General features: G+C 47.7%; 18 protein-coding genes. 5 read left to right on the forward strand and 13 right to left on the reverse strand.

The window, feature by feature from the left end:
* Positions 1-170 precede the first annotated feature (170 nt).
* Positions 171-1,109: a nucleoside hydrolase gene (locus tag ACUN27_RS30885; protein ID WP_445560177.1), complete on the forward strand. Its 939-nt coding sequence runs from the start codon at positions 171-173 to the stop codon at positions 1,107-1,109.
* A gap of 63 nt (positions 1,110-1,172) precedes the next feature.
* Positions 1,173-2,213 carry a LacI family DNA-binding transcriptional regulator gene (locus ACUN27_RS30890; RefSeq protein ID WP_445560679.1) on the forward strand — a complete coding sequence of 347 codons (1,041 nt, stop codon included), beginning with the start codon at positions 1,173-1,175 and terminating at the stop codon, positions 2,211-2,213.
* 90 nt (positions 2,214-2,303) lie between these two features.
* Here ACUN27_RS30890 and ACUN27_RS30895 read toward each other — a convergent pair whose 3' ends face one another.
* A complete protein-coding gene (locus ACUN27_RS30895; RefSeq protein ID WP_445560178.1) occupies positions 2,304-3,662 on the reverse strand; it encodes a hypothetical protein in 1,359 nt (452 codons plus the stop codon).
* Positions 3,663-3,705: 43 nt separating this feature from the next.
* Positions 3,706-4,551, reverse strand: coding sequence for a helix-turn-helix transcriptional regulator (locus tag ACUN27_RS30900; protein WP_315953388.1), 846 nt, complete (start codon positions 4,549-4,551; stop codon positions 3,706-3,708).
* A gap of 246 nt (positions 4,552-4,797) precedes the next feature.
* Here ACUN27_RS30900 and ACUN27_RS30905 point away from each other — a divergent pair, with 246 nt between their 5' ends.
* Positions 4,798-5,814, forward strand: coding sequence for a LacI family DNA-binding transcriptional regulator (locus ACUN27_RS30905; RefSeq protein WP_445560680.1), 1,017 nt, complete (start codon positions 4,798-4,800; stop codon positions 5,812-5,814).
* 402 nt (positions 5,815-6,216) lie between these two features.
* Here ACUN27_RS30905 and nrdF read toward each other — a convergent pair whose 3' ends face one another.
* The 4 genes from nrdF to serC form a co-directional block, all read right to left on the reverse strand.
* Positions 6,217-7,203, reverse strand: a complete 987-nt coding sequence (nrdF, locus tag ACUN27_RS30910) for a class 1b ribonucleoside-diphosphate reductase subunit beta (RefSeq protein WP_315953387.1) — start codon at positions 7,201-7,203, stop codon at positions 6,217-6,219.
* 22 nt (positions 7,204-7,225) lie between these two features.
* Entirely contained in the window at positions 7,226-9,310 is a 2,085-nt protein-coding gene (gene nrdE, locus ACUN27_RS30915) for a class 1b ribonucleoside-diphosphate reductase subunit alpha (protein ID WP_315953386.1), read from the reverse strand.
* Positions 9,297-9,656: a class Ib ribonucleoside-diphosphate reductase assembly flavoprotein NrdI gene (gene nrdI / locus ACUN27_RS30920; protein WP_127457572.1), complete on the reverse strand. Its 360-nt coding sequence runs from the start codon at positions 9,654-9,656 to the stop codon at positions 9,297-9,299. Before nrdI ends, nrdE begins: the two co-directional genes overlap by 14 nt.
* A gap of 638 nt (positions 9,657-10,294) precedes the next feature.
* Positions 10,295-11,383 (reverse strand): 3-phosphoserine/phosphohydroxythreonine transaminase, encoded by a 1,089-nt coding sequence (gene serC, locus ACUN27_RS30925; RefSeq protein WP_315953385.1) that lies wholly within the window; start codon positions 11,381-11,383, stop codon positions 10,295-10,297.
* 151 nt (positions 11,384-11,534) lie between these two features.
* Between serC and thpR the strand changes: the two genes are divergently transcribed.
* Together thpR and ACUN27_RS30935 are read left to right on the forward strand one after the other, a co-directional pair.
* Positions 11,535-12,143: an RNA 2',3'-cyclic phosphodiesterase gene (thpR, locus tag ACUN27_RS30930; RefSeq protein ID WP_445560179.1), complete on the forward strand. Its 609-nt coding sequence runs from the start codon at positions 11,535-11,537 to the stop codon at positions 12,141-12,143.
* Positions 12,144-12,338: 195 nt separating this feature from the next.
* Positions 12,339-13,199, forward strand: a complete 861-nt coding sequence (locus ACUN27_RS30935; protein WP_315953383.1) for a DUF421 domain-containing protein — start codon at positions 12,339-12,341, stop codon at positions 13,197-13,199.
* Positions 13,200-13,248: 49 nt separating this feature from the next.
* Here the strand turns inward: ACUN27_RS30935 and ACUN27_RS30940 are convergent, their stop codons facing one another.
* The 7 genes from ACUN27_RS30940 to bioF all read right to left on the reverse strand — a co-directional run bounded on the left by ACUN27_RS30940 (position 13,249) and on the right by bioF (position 19,918).
* Entirely contained in the window at positions 13,249-13,869 is a 621-nt protein-coding gene (locus tag ACUN27_RS30940; protein ID WP_326062622.1) for an NUDIX hydrolase, read from the reverse strand.
* Entirely contained in the window at positions 13,866-14,387 is a 522-nt protein-coding gene (locus ACUN27_RS30945) for a mismatch-specific DNA-glycosylase (RefSeq protein ID WP_326062629.1), read from the reverse strand. The genes ACUN27_RS30940 and ACUN27_RS30945 overlap by 4 nt, the downstream gene beginning before the upstream one ends.
* Positions 14,388-14,470: 83 nt before the next feature.
* Positions 14,471-15,703: a DUF1501 domain-containing protein gene (locus ACUN27_RS30950; protein ID WP_445560180.1), complete on the reverse strand. Its 1,233-nt coding sequence runs from the start codon at positions 15,701-15,703 to the stop codon at positions 14,471-14,473.
* A 14-nt stretch (positions 15,704-15,717) separates the two neighbouring features.
* Complete coding sequence (locus ACUN27_RS30955; RefSeq protein ID WP_445560181.1) at positions 15,718-17,025, reverse strand: DUF1800 domain-containing protein; 1,308 nt, start codon at positions 17,023-17,025, stop codon at positions 15,718-15,720.
* A gap of 79 nt (positions 17,026-17,104) precedes the next feature.
* The gene (gene bioC / locus ACUN27_RS30960) at positions 17,105-17,986 is read right to left on the reverse strand and encodes a malonyl-ACP O-methyltransferase BioC (RefSeq protein ID WP_445560182.1); all 882 of its coding nucleotides are present in this window, start codon (positions 17,984-17,986) and stop codon (positions 17,105-17,107) included.
* On the reverse strand, positions 17,964-18,710 hold the full coding sequence (locus ACUN27_RS30965) for an alpha/beta hydrolase (RefSeq protein WP_445560183.1): 747 nt from the start codon (positions 18,708-18,710) through the stop codon (positions 17,964-17,966). Before ACUN27_RS30965 ends, bioC begins: the two co-directional genes overlap by 23 nt.
* Positions 18,707-19,918: an 8-amino-7-oxononanoate synthase gene (gene bioF, locus ACUN27_RS30970; protein WP_445560184.1), complete on the reverse strand. Its 1,212-nt coding sequence runs from the start codon at positions 19,916-19,918 to the stop codon at positions 18,707-18,709. The genes ACUN27_RS30965 and bioF overlap by 4 nt, the downstream gene beginning before the upstream one ends.
* Positions 19,919-19,924: the final 6 nt, after the last annotated feature.

Below are 19,924 nucleotides of genomic sequence, written 5' to 3' on the forward strand. Positions count from 1 at the left end.
CCTGTAGTAAATACACAGTTAACATCTCAGATTGTGCAATTATGAAACAAATGTGCATTTATAAAATTGACACCTGTTAGATAATTGAATATTCCATAAATTTAACTTGTTCCCCTATAATACAACTTATCATTTCAAAATCCTGTTAACGATTGGAAAGGTGGCACAAAATGACTAAATCTACGTGGCACAAACTGGATGACAGCACCATGCTGCAAAGACTTACATTCCCGGAAGGCCGAGTTCGTATGGTATTGGATACCGACACATTTAACGAAGTTGACGATCAATTTGCCTTAGCCTATGCGCTGCTTTCCCCGGAAAAAATCGATTTACTGGCCGTTACAGCCGCACCTTTCTTCAATTGGAACTCGGTCAGCCCGGCGGATGGCATGGAGAAAAGCTATAAGGAAATCCTAAATATTATGCAGCTGATGGATGTGAAGAATGCTCCTCCGGTCTATAAGGGGTCATCGCAATACATGACCAGTCATACTGAGCCAGTGCCGAGCGAAGCTGCGGATAAAATCATTGACCTGGCTCTTTCATCCAGCGAACCGCTGTATGTGGTTGCCATTGGCGCCATTACGAATGTGGCATCAGCTATCGCAAAATGTCCTGAAATCATTAACAATATGGTCGTCGTATGGCTTGGTCCGAATGCCTACTGGTGGCCCACTCAGAAAATCTTTAATGTGTCGCAAGACTATCAGGCCTCTTCGCTTATTTTTGACAGTGGCGTCCCTTTAGTTGTACTCCCATGTCATGGGGTAGCGTCCCATTTGCTGACTACGCCATATGAAATTGATGCCTGTTTGCGTGGGCAAAATAAGCTTGGCACCTACTTCAGCGATATGTTCCACGGTCGATTTACCCGGTTTGGACAAAATAAGATGGGATGGTCCAAGGTACTTTGGGATGTTGCAGCTATTGCCTGGGTACTTAACGAGCAATGGGTGCCTTCTATGGTAAGGCGGGCTCCAGTTCTCAATCCCGGATTTACATATTCTTTCGATGATTCTCGTCACTTTTATAAAGAATCGATAGATATTGATCGGAGTCTAGTGTACATGGACCTGTTTGCCAAACTACGGGAGCTGCCTAGCTAAATTCGTCACGGTGGCAGTTATCGTTACTATGTTTAGGAGGGAAGCCGCATCAAAAAGCCAACCATTCTTGACGTTGCCGAAAAAGCAAACGTAACTCCCTCCACCGTATCCAGAGTTATGAATGCTTCCAGCCTCGTTAAACCTTGCACAAGACAGCGGGTACTGGAAGCCGCCAAGAGCCTCTGCTACATTCCAAACAAAACGGCTCGCGTGTTCAAATCCGGCAAAAGCCATATCCTAGGACTCGTGATTAGTACGCAGCATATTAGCGAACTCGTCTTAAATGCCGGATTCCAAGCAAGGTTTAAAGCGCTAACCGTCAAAGCGCACAACGAAGGATATAACATGCTCATTATCACTTCAACCGATGCTGAACCCAACTCCTACTTTGAGGTAATCAAAAATCAGGTAGCCGATGGATTTATCATATTAAGTCCGTCTATCAATGAGTCCTTGACCTCCCTGCTTGAGGAAGCCGGCATTCCCTATGTGTTCAATATGAAATATTCCAATAATCCCGAAGATAGTTACTATATCTCCTCGGATGATGTTGAGGGTGGATATATGGCGGCTAAATACTTGCTAGATTTGAACCATACGGATATTCGCTTTATTCTTGGTATTGTAAAAGGGACTATTATGCCTTTCAATGAAGATCGCGTGCTTGGTTTCAAAAAGGCACTCGAGGAATACGGCATCGCGTTCAAACCGGAAATGATCGTCACCATTCCCGGTCAGATGGAAGAGAGCTACAATTTAATCCATCAATTGTTCCAGACGCAAAAGCCCACTGCTCTGATGATTTCAAACGAAACAACGACGGTGGCCGCTTTAAATTATTTTTACGATTATGGTTACCGTATACCGCAGGATGTGTCTGTCATCGGTTTCGGTCCATCAGAATTTTTTCGGCATCATCGGCCGAATTTAACGAATGTCAGCTATGACATTACATGGTCCAGCGACAAGCTGGTCGATCTGCTGCTGCAGCGAATTGAAGGCAGGCCAGTGGTTCTTGAAAGACCAAAAAAACCCGAGCTGATCATTCGGGGAAGTACGGCAAGATATATTCACCCAACTGTCTTGGCAGTAAAAGAACACTGATGAAAAAACTCCGTACGAGTATGGGCTGGTCTCCTAGACCTGCTGCTCAATACGGAGTTTTCATTTTTCATGTATGGCATGTTAAGCTACCTATCGAGTCCGATCCCGACCTGCTCGCATTTCAGTTAAAAAATCCGGCCACCATTGCTTTTGATCCGATCGTTCATCCAACTTAGCCCTCTCTTCCACTATTCTGGGCAATAACTCCTCCGCTTTCTGCTTCAGCTCCTCTAAGCCACCGACCTCCGGCACAAGCCATTTTCTGCCGATTTGCGTGTGAAGCACCTCATCAGCCCAATCGTAATCCTGAAACGTGATTGCAAGCTCATTGTCCGACGTTTTGGCAATCTCCCACTCTAGCCGTTTTCCTGTCTTTTTGGGCATTTGCCTTTGCTCGAAATACCACAAAATGATGTGCGCTTCCAACGGTTCGAACTTCGTGTTCAATGTTAAGCTTGTTCTAAAGTCGATGGGGTATTTATAAAATTCAACACCGTCTTGATACAAACCAACCTCACCGAGCATGGAATGACGGGCCTCATCCCACAGTTGTCTGCTCATATCCACATAATAGTCCCACGGTTTCCCCTTCGTCTTGTAAATGATTGGCCCCATCCACTCTGGAACCGTCATTTCCTTCAACCTTTTATAGATCAAGGCATATGTTCTCTCGTCTGAAGGGCGTGTCTCTTCTAGATAATACTCATCTATTTTCCCCGCTGAGTTATACGTATCGGCAAATCGGGCATCCCGGCGTGGTTCAGCTTCCATGTCATAAGGCTTGCCATCCTCGGCACGAGGAGTAGTAGGCGTCCAGTTCGCTGATTTTTCCAAATCACCTGAGAAGCCTCCTGCCGCTTGCAAACAGCATTGCAAATGCTCCTGCCATTGTTGTGCGGCTATTCGATCCTCCTCTGTTATCTTCAACGCTTGTATCGCCTGCTCTCCCCATAGCTGCATCTCTTCTTCTTCCACTAAGATGATTTTGAGCACTCGACACGTAGGATGATCCACTAACGGATTGGTTTCTACCAAATACTTGTTTAAAGATCGAATAAGTTCCTTCTTAGCTACGCCATAAATACCTACCATAAGCTCCAGGGTCGTTTGCGACCGAATCAACTCCTGAAAAAACAATTCAATCGCAGCATCTGGTGTTTTGTCCAAATCATGCGGAGGTTCGCGCATCTCTGTAATTCGCTTACGAAGCATGGCACTATGCTCGGCATCGAGCCACATGTGCAAGCCGAAAGCACACTTTACTTCCCATTCAGGCACATGGGCAAGATGTGCGGCGAAAATGTTCGTCAGTTGGGTTTCCACGTACACGTACCTTTTCAATAAACTTACCGAACGGTCAATGCCATAACCGACATTGCAAGCTTGTTCATAGCTGCAAATACCTGCTAAAGGAATTAAACCCAGATTGTTATTTCTGACTCTTTCCATAGTTGCCCCCTTATCAAAAATAAGAATGGTACCGTTGCCATTTTTACTCAAGCTCCAAGGCGTTATAGAGAAGCAAGTCGCGATATTGCCCGGGTGTAATGCCTTCGCTTCGCTTAAAGGCACGTATAAAACTGTGCACATTATTGTAGCCAACTTTATTACTGATTTGACAAACCGTCCAATCATTCAAGGAAAGCAATTGCTTGGAGCTTACGATGCGCCTTGCAGTCAATAAGTTATAAAAAGTGCTTCCTGTGTACTGCTTCAGTAAGCGATTTATATATGTAGAGGAGCACTTCACTAACTCAGATACATGCTCAAGTCCAAAGTCCTGGTTAAAATGTTCATCGATGTAGGATTTGATCTCCCACACAATACGTTGGTTTTTGTCCACGCGCAATGCAAGCATATGCCTACATATATGCAGGCAAATCTCTTCCAAATAACGGTGAATCTCTTGCTTGGTTGCAAACTGCTCCATATTGGCACATGGGTCAATATCACATTCCATCATGTCTCTGAGTGTAAAACCAGCTTTATATACCGTTCGAATTATGGCATGCATCAAGTGAAGATACACACGCCTTGCCGCGCTCGTATCTTCTGGCTGAATAGCATCCATGCGCAGCTCAATGTAGTCCAGCGTACTTTGCAGCTTCTTGACTGTGCTCCGCATCATCGTACTGCAGAGCTTTTCTTCCAGTTCAAAAAGTGTTGCGTACTCATAACTCTTATGTTGATTCCGATCATCAAATGGGAGGCTTTCCCCATTCCTCGAAGCCGTCATTGGCATACGTGCAACATAATTCAAATTGTAAAAAGTGGTTCCTTTGTTTAAAAAATGATATGTACGCGTCATCTTCTTGGAAATTTGCAACGAATTATGCAAGGTCATACCCCTCTCTTTATTGAAATTTACACAAGAAATGGTACCGTTGCCATTTTGCTTTACAAAGAACTGAAAGCACTTACAACATTATATTAGACCCGCTATCAAAGGATGTCAACCTGAATTCCCACGTTTTTATTGAACAATTTGCTGTAATTTTATTAGATAAAATGATATAATGGCATCGTTATCATTATTTCATTCCACGCTTTCCCAAAGGAGAGAGTCTCCATCAAAAAGCCTACTATCCGTGACGTCGCCTTGAAGGCGAATGTCACTGCTTCTACCGTCTCTAGAGTATTAAATGATTCTGACCTCGTGAAACCCCGAACAAGGCAAAAGGTTCTAGAGGTCATCGAAAGTCTCGGCTACATTCCAAACAAGACAGCACGCATCTTCAAGTCCGGTAAAAGCTATATTCTTGGACTAGTGATTAGTCAGGCTCATATTAGCGAGATCATGTCAAATGCTGGATTTCAAGCGCAATTTAAAGGCTTGACCGAGAAAGCCCACAAAGAAGGTTACAACATTTTAATCATCACATCCGCTGAAGGGGACGCTTATTCCTATTTTGAGGTAATCAAAAATCAACTCGCGGACGGCTTTATTATTTTCAGCCCCTCTCAAAATGATACGTTGACTTCCTTGCTAGACGAAGCTGAAATCCCTTACGTCTTCAATATGAAATACTCTGACAACCCTCAAGACCGTTACTACGTATCCTCGGACGACTTCGAAGGCGGTTATATCGCAGCTAAATATCTGCTCGATTTGAACCATACAGATATTCGTATGTTGGTGGGAAGTGTCAAAGGCAGCATGTTATCCTTCAATGTCGAAAGAATAAATGGCTTTAAGAAAGCCTTGGCCCAGTATGGTGTACCGTTCAAAGAAGAAATGATCGTCCCTATTATTGGACAAATGGATCAAAGCTATAATGCGATCTATCAATTATTTCAGACGCAAAAACCTTCAGCACTCCTGATCTCGAATGAGATTACGACGGTCGCAGCCTTGAACTACTTCGCTGATCAGGGGTACAGAGTGCCACAGGATGTATCTATCATTGGCTTCGGGCCTTCCGAGTTCTTTCGCACGCTGCGTCCCAATTTAACGAATGTCGGCTACGATATAACCTGGACCAGTTCCAAGCTTGTAGATCTTCTGCTGCAGCGGATTGAAGGCAAGACACCGTCTTTTGAGATGCCCAAAAAACCGGAATTAGTCATCCGTGACAGCACTGCTCGATTACGGCAAGAGTGACACTTGGTCACTGTACAAGTTGCAACTCCCGCGGTGCAACGTGGCAAAGTCACGGTACTCTTCTTACTTTAAACGGCTTGCACGTCGCAAAAAATGAGCCTTATAAGGCAACAAATCCTCGGAGAGAACTACAGGGCGCTATTTTGGCAAATATCCGGCATGCCATGGAAGTAGAGGAACCACAGGGTCTTTTTTCCATGAAATAAGCAGAATTCCCCTAGAAATGGCCAAAAAAGAGTACCATAGTTCCCTCCAGTTCGCTATGAAGTCACTTTTCGCTAGAATTGCGCCTCGTCATTCCTTTATGTTCCACCGTACCGTACCGCCAAAGGGTAACTCCTCAACCATCCAACCTACTATAAGCCCAAAAAAAAGGCACCCAAAGGGCACCTTTTTCAAACCTTAAAAAACAAAATCATCATCCGTCAAAGCTTCAACGTGAATCGTACGCACATACCCGTTCCCTTTTTTCGAGAAAAAGTCGTGCTGTTTCGTCTTCGTGCTGAGTCCGTTCAGAACAATCGGATTAATATCCTCTTCCGGGAACAACGGCTCTACCCCTAAGTTCATGAACGCTTTGTTCGCGTTGTAGCGCAGGAATGCTTTCACATCATCCGCCAGCCCTAGAGGACCATACAGGCTTTCCGTATAGCCTTCCTCGTTCGCATGAAGCTCCTTCAGCAGCGCAGACAACGTCTCGTAAGCCTCATCTTGCTCAACAGGGCTAAGCTCTGCGTAAACTTCCTGAGCCAATACACCAATGTACAGACCGTGAATACTCTCGTCGCGTAAAATCAAATCAATGATTTCCCCGCTGCTTGTCATTTTACCCTGTCCGGCCAAATAAAGCGGGTAATAGAAGCCGCTGTAGAACAAGTAACTCTCCAGCAAAACCGACGCTGCCATCGCTAAGTACAACTCTTTGGTCGTCGTAATATTCTCATAATAATGGGAAATTTTATTCGCTTTGAACTGCAGATAAGGATTCCGCTCTACCCATGCGAATAGCTCATTAATCTCTTCTGTCGTCGACAGTGTCGTGAAAATAGAGCTGTACGATTTCGCATGAATTTGCTCCATCATGCCCATGAAGCTGAGCACCGCTTTGCGCTGCAGCCCGTCGACATGCTCAAGAATCTTCGGCATGCCAACGCCGCCTTGCATCGTATCGAGCAGCGTAAGGCCGCCCAGCACCTTCATGTAGAGCTCACGTTCAGCCCCGCTTAGCGTGATCCAGGACATTTTATCGTCAGACAATGGAATCTCTTCATCCGTCCAGAACTGCATAATGTTCTGATTCCAGAAGGTTATCGTGAAATCATCATCAGGCCGGTTCCAGTTCACCGCTTTTTTGACGATTGGCTGATTAATGGTAGTTGCCGTGCTCATCTATGTTCAATCCCCTTCCCAATTACACCGAACAGCTGACACATTCCTCAACGGATAGCTGATTCGTTCGCGTGTAGTAGAGCGATTTAAGTCCTTTGTGTGCCGCATACAGATACAATCTAGCAAGTTGTCTCGTAGACACATCACTATTTACGTGCAAAATAGTTGAAATGCCTTGATCCACATGCGTTTGAATTTCAGCAATCAGATCGAGAATTTTGAATTGATCCATTTGATACGCGGATTTATAGTAAAAATAATTGTCGCGAGCCATGAATGGCATCGGGTAGTATGTCGTTGAGTTCGCATATGTACGAGTCTCGATCGGTTCTACAATCGGCATTACGCTCGAAGTTGAGTTTTGGATATACGAAATACTTTGTGTTGGCGCAACAGCCAAACGGTACGCATGGTACAAACCGTGCTTCTGGACTTCATCTTTCAGCTTGCCCCAGTCACTTGGTGACGGGATCTCCATCCCTTCGAACAGAGCCTTCACTTTATCCGTAAGCGGACGGTAATCTGTTTCTGTGTAACGGTTAAAATAAGCGCCATTCGCATATTCAGACAGCTCAAACCCTTCAAAGACCTGCCCTTTCGCTTTGGCAATTTCCATACTTTTTTCGATCGAATAGTAGTTCATCGCCATGAAGAACGTGCGGACGAAATCCTTCGCTTCATCGCTTTCATAGCTGATTTTGTTTTTCGATAGATAGCCATGCAGGTTCATGACTCCCAGACCAACGGAGTGCAGCTCACGATTCGCTTTTGCCACGCCTGGCGCATTGCTGATCGTCGTCATGTCACTCACTGCTGTCAAAGCCGTCATGCCTTCATGAACGGTTTCACGCAATTTCTTGTGCCCCATCACATTTGCAATGTTCATGGAAGCCAAGTTACAGCTGATATCACGCAGAATCACATCATCTTGACCGTAATCATTGATTTCCGATGTTTCTTGCAATTGGAAAATCTCTGTGCAGAGATTGGACATTTTGATCGTTCCGATCCCTTTCAGAGCATGATCCCTGTTCGCGTTCGTACGATTCATCATATAAGGATAACCGGATTCCAGTTGCGTTGTCGCAATTTTGATCAGCATGTCACGCGCGCTCATCACGACTTTTTTCTTCACTTTCGGGTTGGCTAACAGTTCATCGTACATCTCATCAATATCTAGGTCATCCAGATGCTTGCCGTAAGCTTGCCACACCGTATAAGGCGCGAAAACATGAAGAGGTTTGTTCTCTTCGGCCAGCTTGTAGAACTTATTCGGTACGATAAGACCGATAGAAAGTGTTTTCAGACGCGATTTCTCATCTGCATTAATTTTCTTGCTATCCAGGAACTCCATAAGATCCCAGCCGAAAATGTTATAATAAGCCGCTCCGGAGCCTTTGCGCTGCCCCATTTGATCCGCGTAGGAGAACGCATCCTCCATCAGCTTAAGAACAGGCATAATCCCTTTGGCTGCGCGTTCTACGCCTTTGATAGACTCACCGCGCCCGCGAAGTTTGGACAAGTTAACGGCTACGCCGCCGCCAATTTTGGAAAGCTGCATGCATGTCGCCAGCACATAGTTAATCGAGTTGAGAGAGTCATCCATCTCCAGCAGGAAGCAGGAAACCATCTCGCCACGGCGGCTTTTCCCTGCGTTCAGGAATGTCGGCGTCGCCGGCTGCAAACGCTGTTCCATCATCGACACAGCAAGCGTACTAGCCGTCTCAACGTTACCGCGCCCCAAGTAAAGCGCTACAATCGCAACGCGATCCGGGAAATGCTCCAGGTACAAGGATTTATCGTCACTGCGCAAAGCATAATCTGTATAGAATTTCGAAGCTGCCATGTAGGAGGCGAACTCGAACTGATGATCGTGGGCCACTTGATAAACTTGATTTACTTCTTCTGATGTGTAGTACTCATAGACATTCTCATAATAGTTGTTATCAATCATATAACGAACTTTTGAAGAGGTATCGGGGAAAGTGAGGCTTTTACTGTGAACATCCTGCATAAAAACTTCAACAGCTTCTTTATCCTTCTCTAGTTGAAAAAAACCATCCGCTCCGCGTTGCATTAATAAATTATTCAGCTCAATGTGCCGCAATTGCATGTACCCCCTGAACAAATCGTTCTACATCATTTTTGGTGCCGGATAACTCAAACTTCGTTAACACAGGCACATCATACAGTTGTGAAATGGTGTCTGCGCTTTTGGCAAACCCGTCTCCCCAGTTGCGGTTGCCGCTTGCTGCCACTCCGATCAAATTGGAGGCGTTCGTTTCCAGGAAGGAACTTACCTTCTCTGGAACTTGGCCAAATCCGGTTGTGTAGGTAACGAGCACGAATGGCTCGTCCACTTTCAACGCTTCCTCGATTTGGATCGCCGGCATTTGAAGTTTGTTAATAAATCGGCGAACATTCCCCGTTTTCGAATCGTAAGCAATCAGCATGGGCTCCGTCTCCTAACATTTCTATCATTGGTTCAAACATTCTCGTACTTGTGTCAGTCTTATGTAGATAACCTATATGTAGTTAGTAATATAAATCTTACCGTCCATCCATATCTAGTATTGTCCTCTGTCTCATCGACAAAATAAGCGAATTTCCGCAAGCAGGAAAACGGCTGAAAATAGCGGTAAATCGGGTGTTTTCCCGGTATTACGCGGTATTTCCGCTGCGAATTCAGGAGTTGCCGAATTCGCTTTTTCCCACGACATCTAGTTGATAGATTCAAATTTATATCAATATATTGTGTTTGTCAACGTGTATTATGACACATTTCTGAGCCCGAAATAGGCAAACCCAGACGGGGCGTGGCTCGAGAGGATTTGAAAAAATATTTTCATTTTAGACTTGAAATTTTCACATTTGTCGAAAGGAACTTCGCCTGGAATCTCTTCTTTCACCCTACTAGATCTAGTTCCGCCCCCCCTCTCAGAAGAAGCCTCTCAAACCGTCTCAGAGGCCATCTTAAGACATTGTAAACGGCGAACCGCCCCTTCTATCCTGCGACAAAAAAAAGCTATCCACGCGCACACGAGGGTGCCATGAATAGCTCATTGATTTAGCTCATTGATTTCGTTCGTTACTAGCCGTTGCGTTTTTGGAAATCAATCATGAAATCTGCGAGCGCTTTGCAGGAAGCGTAAGGAACCGCATTGTAGGTAGATGCTCTCAAGCCGCCTACACTGCGATGGCCTTTCAACCCGACAAACCCGTTCTGCTCGGTTTCCTTGATGAATTTCTTCTCCAGCTCTTCATCCTGCAAGCGGAAAGTGATGTTCATTGCCGAACGGCTGCCCTTATCGACAGGACCACGGTAGAAACCGCCGCTTTGATCGATTGCGCTGTAGATCAAGCCTGATTTCTCCAGATTGTTCTTCTCGATAACAGCTAGTCCGCCTTGTTCCTGAATCCATTTCAGTACAAGGTTCACCATGTAGATGGAATACACCGGAGGCGTATTGTACAGGGAATTGTTTTTGCCGTGAATGTCATAACGAAGCATGGTCGGGATTGTTTTCGGCAGGTCCTGCAGAAGATCTTCTTTGACGATGACAACCGTCACGCCGGATGGACCTAGATTTTTTTGGGCACCGGCATAAATCATGCCGAATTTCGATACATCAACCGGACGGCTCAAGATATCGCTGGACATATCCCCGATAAGCGGCACATTGCCTGTGTCCGGGTAGCTTTGGAACTGAGCGCCTTCGATCGTTTCATTGGAAGTCAAGTGGAGGTAAGCGGAATCCGGATGAATGTTGATTTCACTGAGATCCGGAATTTTCATGAATTTGTTCTCTTTGGAGCTGGCAGCAATCGATACTTCTCCGAAAAGGCCTGCTTCCTGTACCGCTTTCTCAGCCCAAGCGCCAGTCAGCACATAGCTGCCCACTTTGCCCGGCTTCAAGAAATTCAAAGGAATCATAGCGAATTGCGTACTTGCTCCACCTTGCAGGAACTGTACTTGATAACCGTCAGGAATAGCAAAAATTTGCTTCAATAATTGCTGCGTTTCCGTATGTACTTGCTCGTACTCCGCGCTGCGATGCGAAATTTCCATGATCGACATGCCGATACCCTTAAATTCGACAAGTTCCTCTTGCGCTTTCTGCAAAACTTCGAGCGGTAATGCCGCAGGCCCTGCGTTAAAGTTATAGGCCCGATTTCCCATGAATGACCACACCTTTGCTTTTGTATTATGGCTATGATAGCAATATTCTCCTCATGCATCAAGTAAAACCTTAGTTGGCAATGCTAGTTGAAGCAGGAAACCGGAACCAGGATACACCGACATAAAAAGCCAAAAAGGAGTCCACACTCGCATGCATCCTTCCGCTCATTCGACAAAAGCGCTTTCAACACCGTCCGACACGTACCGGCTTTTTGTCGGCATCCAGCTCCCGCAAGACACGCAGCGGGAGCTGGCTCTCATGGCAGCCGCCCTCAAAGAGCGGCTGCCTTTCCAGAAGTGGACGCATCCGCAGGACGTCCACGTCACGTTATGCTTTCTCGGCGACGCATCCGCCGAGAAAGCGGAATCGCTGGCGCACGACCTGCGCCAGCTTGCAGCAGCTGCGCTGCCGCTGACCCTACACGCCGAGGGGCTCGGCGTGTTCGGACCTCCGGCAGCGCCGTCGGTGCTGTGGGCGGGCGTCGCCGGCGACCTGGACGCGCTGGCTGCGCTGCAGCGCGAGGTCGCGGGCGCCTGCGCCCGCCATGGCTTTCAGGCCGAGGCTCGCGCCTACCGGCCGCATCTCACGCTAGCCCGCCGCTACCGGCTAGCGGCGGAACCGTTCTCGCGCGCCTCCCTGGCAGGCGCGCCTTCGCTGCCCGCGTGGCAGGTAGAGGACATCGTCCTCTACCGCAGCCACTTGGGCCGGCAGCCTTCGTATGAGCCGCTGGGCGTTTTTCCTTTGGGCCCCGGCGTATAACTTCCATTATTTTCACAAATAATGTATAAACTTGCCTACTTTTTCTGATTGCCTATTGCATCTGACATCATCCTGGTGTAGTTCCCAATATTTCTGCAAGCCGGATATTTCGCTCAAATAGCGCCCTGTAGTTCCATCAAACTCGCAACTACTGCCTGCCGCCAAGTTCTTTTTGAAACGTAAGGAGGAAATCACATGCCCGATGCTTATGAAGTCATCGTACGCACCCTTTTAGCTGTAATCGTATTGTTCATCATGACCAAGATTCTTGGAAAAAGGCAAGTGTCCCAACTATCTCTGTTCGAGTACATCACGGGCATTACCATTGGAAATCTGGCTGGAGCGATATCTTTGGATATCGATTCCAAATGGTATCTCGGTCTAATCTCGTTAACCGTTTGGATCGCGTGTTCGCTGGGCATTGAACTATTACAGCTTAAAAGCAAAAAAATGCGCGATTTTATTGACAGTAAAGCTACCGTACTCATTAGAGATGGGAAGGTTTTAGAAGATAATTTAAAAAAAGAGCGGCTCACCACGGATGAACTTATGGAACAACTGCGCAAGCGGTCGGTTTTCAAAGTAGCGGATGTTGAATTTGCGATCATGGAGCCAAGCGGTGAAATCAACGTATTGCTGCATCGGGAGAATTTACCGCTCACTGCGAAGCATTTGGGCATCAAAGTTGCACCGGAGAAAGAGCCGCAAGCCGTCATTATGGACGGTGAGATATTAGATGAAGCGTTAGCAACCCTTTCATTTAACCGGGGATGGCTGAAAACGGAGTTGGACAAGGTCGGGGTAACGGTCGAAAATGTTTTTCTAGGGCAAGTCGATTCGTACGGCCAATTGTATCTTGATTTATTTGACGATAAGATCAACGTTCCCATACCGCAGGAAAAAGCTACTCTCTTCGCGACTCTGAAACAGATCGAAGCAGACCTGATGTTATACGGACTGACAACCAACAATAAACAAGCCAAAGCGATGTACGAGCAATGCTCCAAGCAAATGGAGGATATTCTCGATCAGCTTAAGCCTATATTGATGCGATAATATCAGAATGCTCCCCGCCGTGGCTACACGACTGGGGAGCATTTTTGTTTTAATCGAGCAGCACCTGTGATGCCGGGCCGCTTGCAAGCTCTATCATCCGTTTGACCTGCTCGACCGTATTCCGCTCAATTGATAGAGGCGGCAGCTCCTGTTCGCCGAAAAAGCCGACTTCGGTCGTTTCCAAACTGACCTCTAGCGCCTCACCGCCGACCAATTCGCATAAGATAAATATTTTGTAGACGTAGTTGGGGGCAGGCGGGTGTGCATGGCACTTCTTGTCCAGAACCGCCAGCAAACGCACAGGTTTGACTTGGTAACCGGCTTCCTCACGCGTCTCTTTGACAGCGACTTCGCTCGGTGTGTAGCCAATATCCGCCCAACCGCCTGGCAAAGCCCAAGCGCCGTCGGCTCTTTCCTTCACAAGGAGCACTTTGTTCTCCTTCAGAACAACCGCCCGAATATCGACCTTCGGCGTCTGATACCCCGTATCGCTGGCGAATAATTCCGTCACTTTGTCAATCGGAGTGTCCGTGAAGTGGCTCATCATCTCCACGCTAATCTTGCGCAGCGCCTCGTATCGCTCCAAATCATAACCGTTCTCGCCGTAAGCAAGCCCGGCTTGACTAATCGCTTGAATTTCTTTAGCCCATTGCAGCCATGGAATATTCATCCCTTACCCAACTCCATCCCGATAAATGTTTTAATTCCGGTATAGATAGCGACCATTTCTTCCAATTTCATTCGAACGAGCCCGCTGGAAGAGGGACATACGTACTCTACTACGCCTGGTACGATGGGATCTGGCTGGCTGCCCCAAGCCATCCCTCTGCGTCCGCTATACTGCTCATAAACCCCTTTGCCTACAAAACATACAACCCTCGGCTGCATGTTTTGTATCTTCTCCCTGAGAATGATGCGGCCTTGTCGGTACTCCTCAGGCGTTATTTCAGCAGCCGTCAGTGAGGGTCTCGCCACGATATTCGTAAACCCGTAGCCAAGTTCAAGCAGGTCTTGATCTTCCTGCGGCTTATAGAGCCGAGGCGTTAATCCAGCTTGAAATAATATGCGATAAAAGCGATTGTTCGGATTCGCATAGTGATGGCCGGTTTCACCCGATCGAATACTAGGGTTATATCCCACAAAAAGGATAGATAAATGCTCCTTCAAATGATCCGAGATCGGTTTTATATCCACCATCCTTCAGCACTCCTTCCATGCTTGTATCACTTTGTCTAACTATTTTCACTACTTCAATTAGGTTACCACTTTCCCTATATAAACTTCAACGATTCATAAGGTTTCCCAAGTACGGCCGAAGCATCTCCTTTTAACCAATGATCCACCAACGTACTGTACACAGAGCGGAAATCAACCTCATATTTCAAATCCCCGTTATCCAAATTGCTTAAACTCGGGTAAGCGCCATAGAGACCGCCTTTCACTTTCCCGCCAATCACAAACATCGGTGCTGCCGTGCCGTGATCCGTACCGCCACTCCCATTTTCCTTCACACGACGCCCAAATTCGGAAAACATCATAATAGCAACCCGATCCTGCAGACCTTGTGCCTCCAAATCCTTATAAAAAGCTGTCAGACCCTGATCCACCTGTGTCAAAACCCTGGCATGCTGCTCCTTTTCATCGGCATGATCATCGAAACCGCCAACTTGGACATTAAATACGCGCGTTCCCGACTTTCCCGCCAGCAGCTTGACAACGAGTTGAAGATCACTGGCAAAATTCGTTTTGGGATACTCCACTTTGTTGGCATAAGAGGCTGTTAAAGATTGTATGGCTTCAACGCTTTTATAAGCTTCATACCCGCGCCCCGAAACGACCCGCAGCTGTTCCATCTGGTTCTGATCGCTATACATATCCAAAAAAGCTTTGGTTATCCGATTCTTATCCATCATCGGCGTTTTGGGATCGATCACATGATACGATTCCAGCGATTGAATGACGGGAAAGCTCATCTTCTCCGAGGCAAAAGCTTTGCTGCCCGCCGCACCGACCTGAACCGCTTTAAGCGGATTCGCATTATCGCGCAGCGAAGACTCTATATAGCGGGCCAACCAGCCGCTCCGGCTAATTTTCGCAGGCTCTGCGGTCTGCCAAATTTCCATGGAACGGAAATGGGAATGATCCGGCTCCGGGTAACCGACGCCTTGAATGATCGCCATGTTTCCGTTTTTGAAAAGGTCAGAGAGCCCTGATAGGCTAGGATGTAAGCCTACTTGATAATCAAGCGCAAGCACGTCCTTTTGCTGATAGGCTAATGTCGGCCTTGAATCGTAATATACGCCTTGCCCATATGGAATCAGCGTATTTATGCCGTCATTGCCTCCGCTAAGCTGCACAACAACCAGCACCGGCTCGTCGACATCGTCACTGGCTCCCCCGGCGAATATCGATCTGCCTGTTTCTGTAAACAAAATGCCGCCAAGGCTTAACGTAGCAAACATCGCGGTCCCTTTCAGCAGAAATTCCCTTCTTGTCAATTTCATGGCCTTCACCCCCGTTATTTCATTTGCGCTTCCGGACTAATCAAAAGGAGCTGCACCAAGCCTCGTAAACCGGCATTTTTCTGCTTTGTATGTAAGAGGGTATCTTCCACATAAGCGCTTAAACCTTTCATCGTCTTATCAGACAGTTGAGTGATTCCTAGACGCTGACTCCACAACTTCACCCATTCCTCCGGCCTTTCCGCCTGCTTCGGCGCAGTGCCCACCAGCTTGTTGTTCATTTGCGCAGCCATGGACTCAGCGAATTGATACCTCGCGAGCAGCAAATTGGTGTTCAGCCATGATGCACCGCCTCTCCAGCCTGCAACGTCCGGGGGTGAAAACAGTTCCTGCCCCATCTTCCTCATCGCTTGCGCATGCCCCTTGGCCACATGCAGCTGCATGGTTTTGAGAATGCCAGCAACATAATCAGCCGGTGTTTTAATAAGGGATAGCCGCAAATCGGGGTTATAGAAGTCATCCGACATGAACAGCTCGTGAAGCACTTCTCCGATTGTCGCCTTCTCAGTGATCAGCTTTGCCACTTGCTGTACCCAGCTGTCTGAAGGATTGTCTGTGGCGAAATATTTGAGCAATTTAAAGGCCAGAAAGGTAGATAACGACTTTTGATGAAAAATAATCTCAATAGCCTCATCACCGTCGAGATTCCCCTTCTCACCGAGCAGCGTTTTCGAATCATTGTCATGCTGTTTGGCATTAAACGCTACTTTATTCTCCTTCTCATTATAGGTCCAGCCTGTGAAAGCCCTTGCCGCTTCCTTCACATCCGTTTCGGTATATTGACCAATTCCTAGTGTAAAAAGCTCCATCACTTCACGCGCATAGTTTTCATTCGGTTTGTTTTTCTTATTGCGATTCACATCAAGCCAGATCATCATAGCCGGATCTTTGCCGATAGCGAGTACCAGTTCCTTATAATTGCCTAATGCATACTTCCGGAACAGCTCATTTTGCTGAACCATCAGTGTGACATTCTTGACCTTGTAATTTGCTGTCGCAAAATGTCCATGCCAAAACAACGTCATCTTCTCAATCAACGGCGCGCTGGAATTCACCATCCGGTATAACCAATACATTTGCTGATCGCCAAGCTGTAACGGATCCAGAGCTTTTTTGCTGTCTGCGTTTAACTGATCAAAAGGTGTCAGCGCCGCCGTTTCGGTCAATGCTTCTCCTGCGATAAGCCGACGCACCGTCTCTTCACGCCCCAGCGCCACACAAGCGTTAACTTCACCCTCTGCCCCTCCAAATCCGGCCCGAAGCAATAAATGAACAACTTCTGTGTTCGTCCAAGTTACTCCCATGATTTCCCTCCACGCCTAATTTTCCATACCTTAGCACATAAATGTGTCAAAAGTATGTAGGAACAAAAAAGATAGAAACTCAGAACTTGTCTGAATCTCTATCTTTATTAGGAACCTTCGCTTGCATCATCAAAAGCTCATAGGTAGCTGAAACGCCCCCTAATACGCTAAACTTCGTCTCATACGCTTTGTACATATCGACGAACAAACGCCGTCTGCCAATGCCGGGCGCAACCGCTGCTTCTGATGTGCTGGCTCCCATTGCTTTAACTGCATGCAAAAAATCCTTTGGCGTCGGATACGTTTCTACGTGGAGCAAGCGATCTTCATGAATGTGCGTGTGCGTAAAGCCGCTGTCAACAAGCATTTCTCTCCACCCTGCACCGGATTGAAAAGTCAGCCCGTGCCGCTGCGGCTGCTGTCCGTTCTGTCGGTACGCTTCCATGAAAGACTCATGCAGCTCATAAAATGTTGTCGGCCCGAATGTCGTAAACACCAACACGCCGCCCGGGCGAAGAAGACGCCGAAGGTGCTGAAGCGTCTGTTTCGGCTGCTGCAGCCACTGAAAACAGGCGCCGGAGACGATCAGATCGAACGAAGCCGGCGGTGCGGTTGCCGACCACTTTTCCACATCGCCATGGATGAAGCTTATGTCCCTGTCAGCTGGCTGACTGCCTCGAACACGCTGCTCAGCCGCCCGAAGCATGCCAGGTGCAAGGTCCAGCGCGGTAATCGACGCTATGGGGTACTTTTCAACTAAGCCACTCGTCACAATGCCTGTGCCACAACCAATCTCAAGAATGCTGCCTACTCGCGCTGGTGTACTCTTTCTTGTAACATCCAACACCCCGAGAGCTTCTGCAAGCTGCTCAGCCATCATTTTCTGTACATTGGCATGTTCATCATAAGATCCTGCCGAACTCCGATTGAATTGACGTTCAATTTCCATACTGCTGTTCATCGCGCCACCGCCTCATCTCCGCTGCGATCTCCTCTTCCCTTCCTACAAATGGTGCATGACCGCAATCAGGAAGGGCATATAAATAAGCGCGAGACAGGCCCGCTGCAAGCTCTTCCGCCCCTTTGTAAGGGCATATCAGGTCTTCCCTACCATGGAACAGAAGCACCGGACACACAATTTCCGAGAGTACTGCGCTGACTTCCACTTTCCGCAAAATTTGAAGTCCTGCCAGCAGAGAGGGAGCTGTCCACGTACCCATTCGAGGAAGTTTGTCGCTGATTCCTAACTCCCGCTCTGTTTCCGTCCACAAAATTTGGCGAAAATTGGTTTCAACTGCAAGCGCATCCTGCATAGTGGCCTTCATCATCTGCCGCACATAAGCATCAGGCTGACCAAAATGGGCCTCATCTTTAGAACGAATAAAACGTGCCGTAGCTGCAAATAAGATGAGACCGTCCGCAAGACCTCTAGCTGCTAAATGGAGCGCCAGCAATCCGCCAAGCGACCATCCGCCAATAAAAAGAGGTCTATGTAGCGCCGATATTTTCCATTTCCTTACCATTTGCTCGGTGTTCGTCAACAAATCTTCCGGCGTTTCAGCTTCGCTAAAGTCGAGATACACATGCTGATATTCAGGCAGCGTCTTACAAAGTTGATCAAACACCTCGGGCGGCATACTCCACCCAGGCAACCATACGATCGTTGCTCTCTTCTCTGGTGTCATCGTCCCATCACTCCAAGCTGCAGCCCTACTTCACGAATGCACGCCACTGCATCCCGCAGTTCTTTATCTGTATGGGCAGCGGATAAGGAGAAGCGGATACGAGCTGTCCCTTCTTGAACCGTCGGCGGCCGGATCGCCACCGCTGCGATGCCTTTCTCTTCCAACGCAGCGCTGAAGCGCAAGGCAGTCTCATTATCGCCGACGATCATCGGCACGATAGGAGAATCGCCGATTCCAACGAGGAAGCAGGCCTTTTGCAGATGAGATCGAAAAGAACGACTATTGGTATGCAGCCGTTCACGCCGCCAGTGTTCCTGCTGCACAAGCACTAAAGCTTGAGCAATGCCTGCGACCAGCGCAGGCGGCATCGCCGTTGAATAAATAAGCGTACGCGCCTTGTTTACGAGAAAATCAATGAGCATCCGGCTCCCGCACACATAAGCTCCATAGGCGCCGAAGGCTTTGCTGAACGTTCCCATATGGATGTCCACCTCGTCCTTGACCCCACGTATATGGCATAATCCCTCGCCATATCTTCCATAAATTCCTCCGCTGTGCGCTTCGTCCACCATCAACATCGCTCCATACTCATGCTTGAGCAGGATGAGATCTTCCAAGCGGGCCTGATCTCCGTCCATGGAGAAGACCGCATCCGTAACGATCAGCTTTCGCTTCCTGTCGCGGTGTTTGTGCAGTAACGCTCCCAAATGCTCCATATCGTTATGCCGGTAACGGGCCAACTCCGCCCGGCTCATTAGAATACCGTCCACAATGCTGGCATGATTCAGTTGATCGCTAAATACTACATCATCCCGGCCAACCACGGCTCGGATAACTCCTGTGTTTGCCATATACCCATTGGCAAATACAAGGGCTGCTTCGCAGCTCTGCCAATCGGCAATGGCTGCTTCCAGTTCCGTATACGCAGACCGGTTGCCAGTCACAAGGCGGGATGCCCCCGCGCCAACCCCTTCCTGGAGAAGTACCTCTCGCATCGCTTCAATCATCGCAGGATGCTGGGACAGCCCAAGGTAGTCGTTGCCGGACAAGTTGAGCAAGTTGGGCAGGTTGGGCTCCTCTGTTCCGCGGAACATGCGCCCAGGAAACCCTGAAATCGCCGAACTTGCCCGCAAGGATCGTTTTAAGGAGGCTTCGTCCAGAGAGGCTAGTTCCTGTTCCATCCATTTTAAAGAAGATTCCGCACTCATTGTCCG

Source organism: Paenibacillus sp. WC2504, from assembly GCF_052682475.1.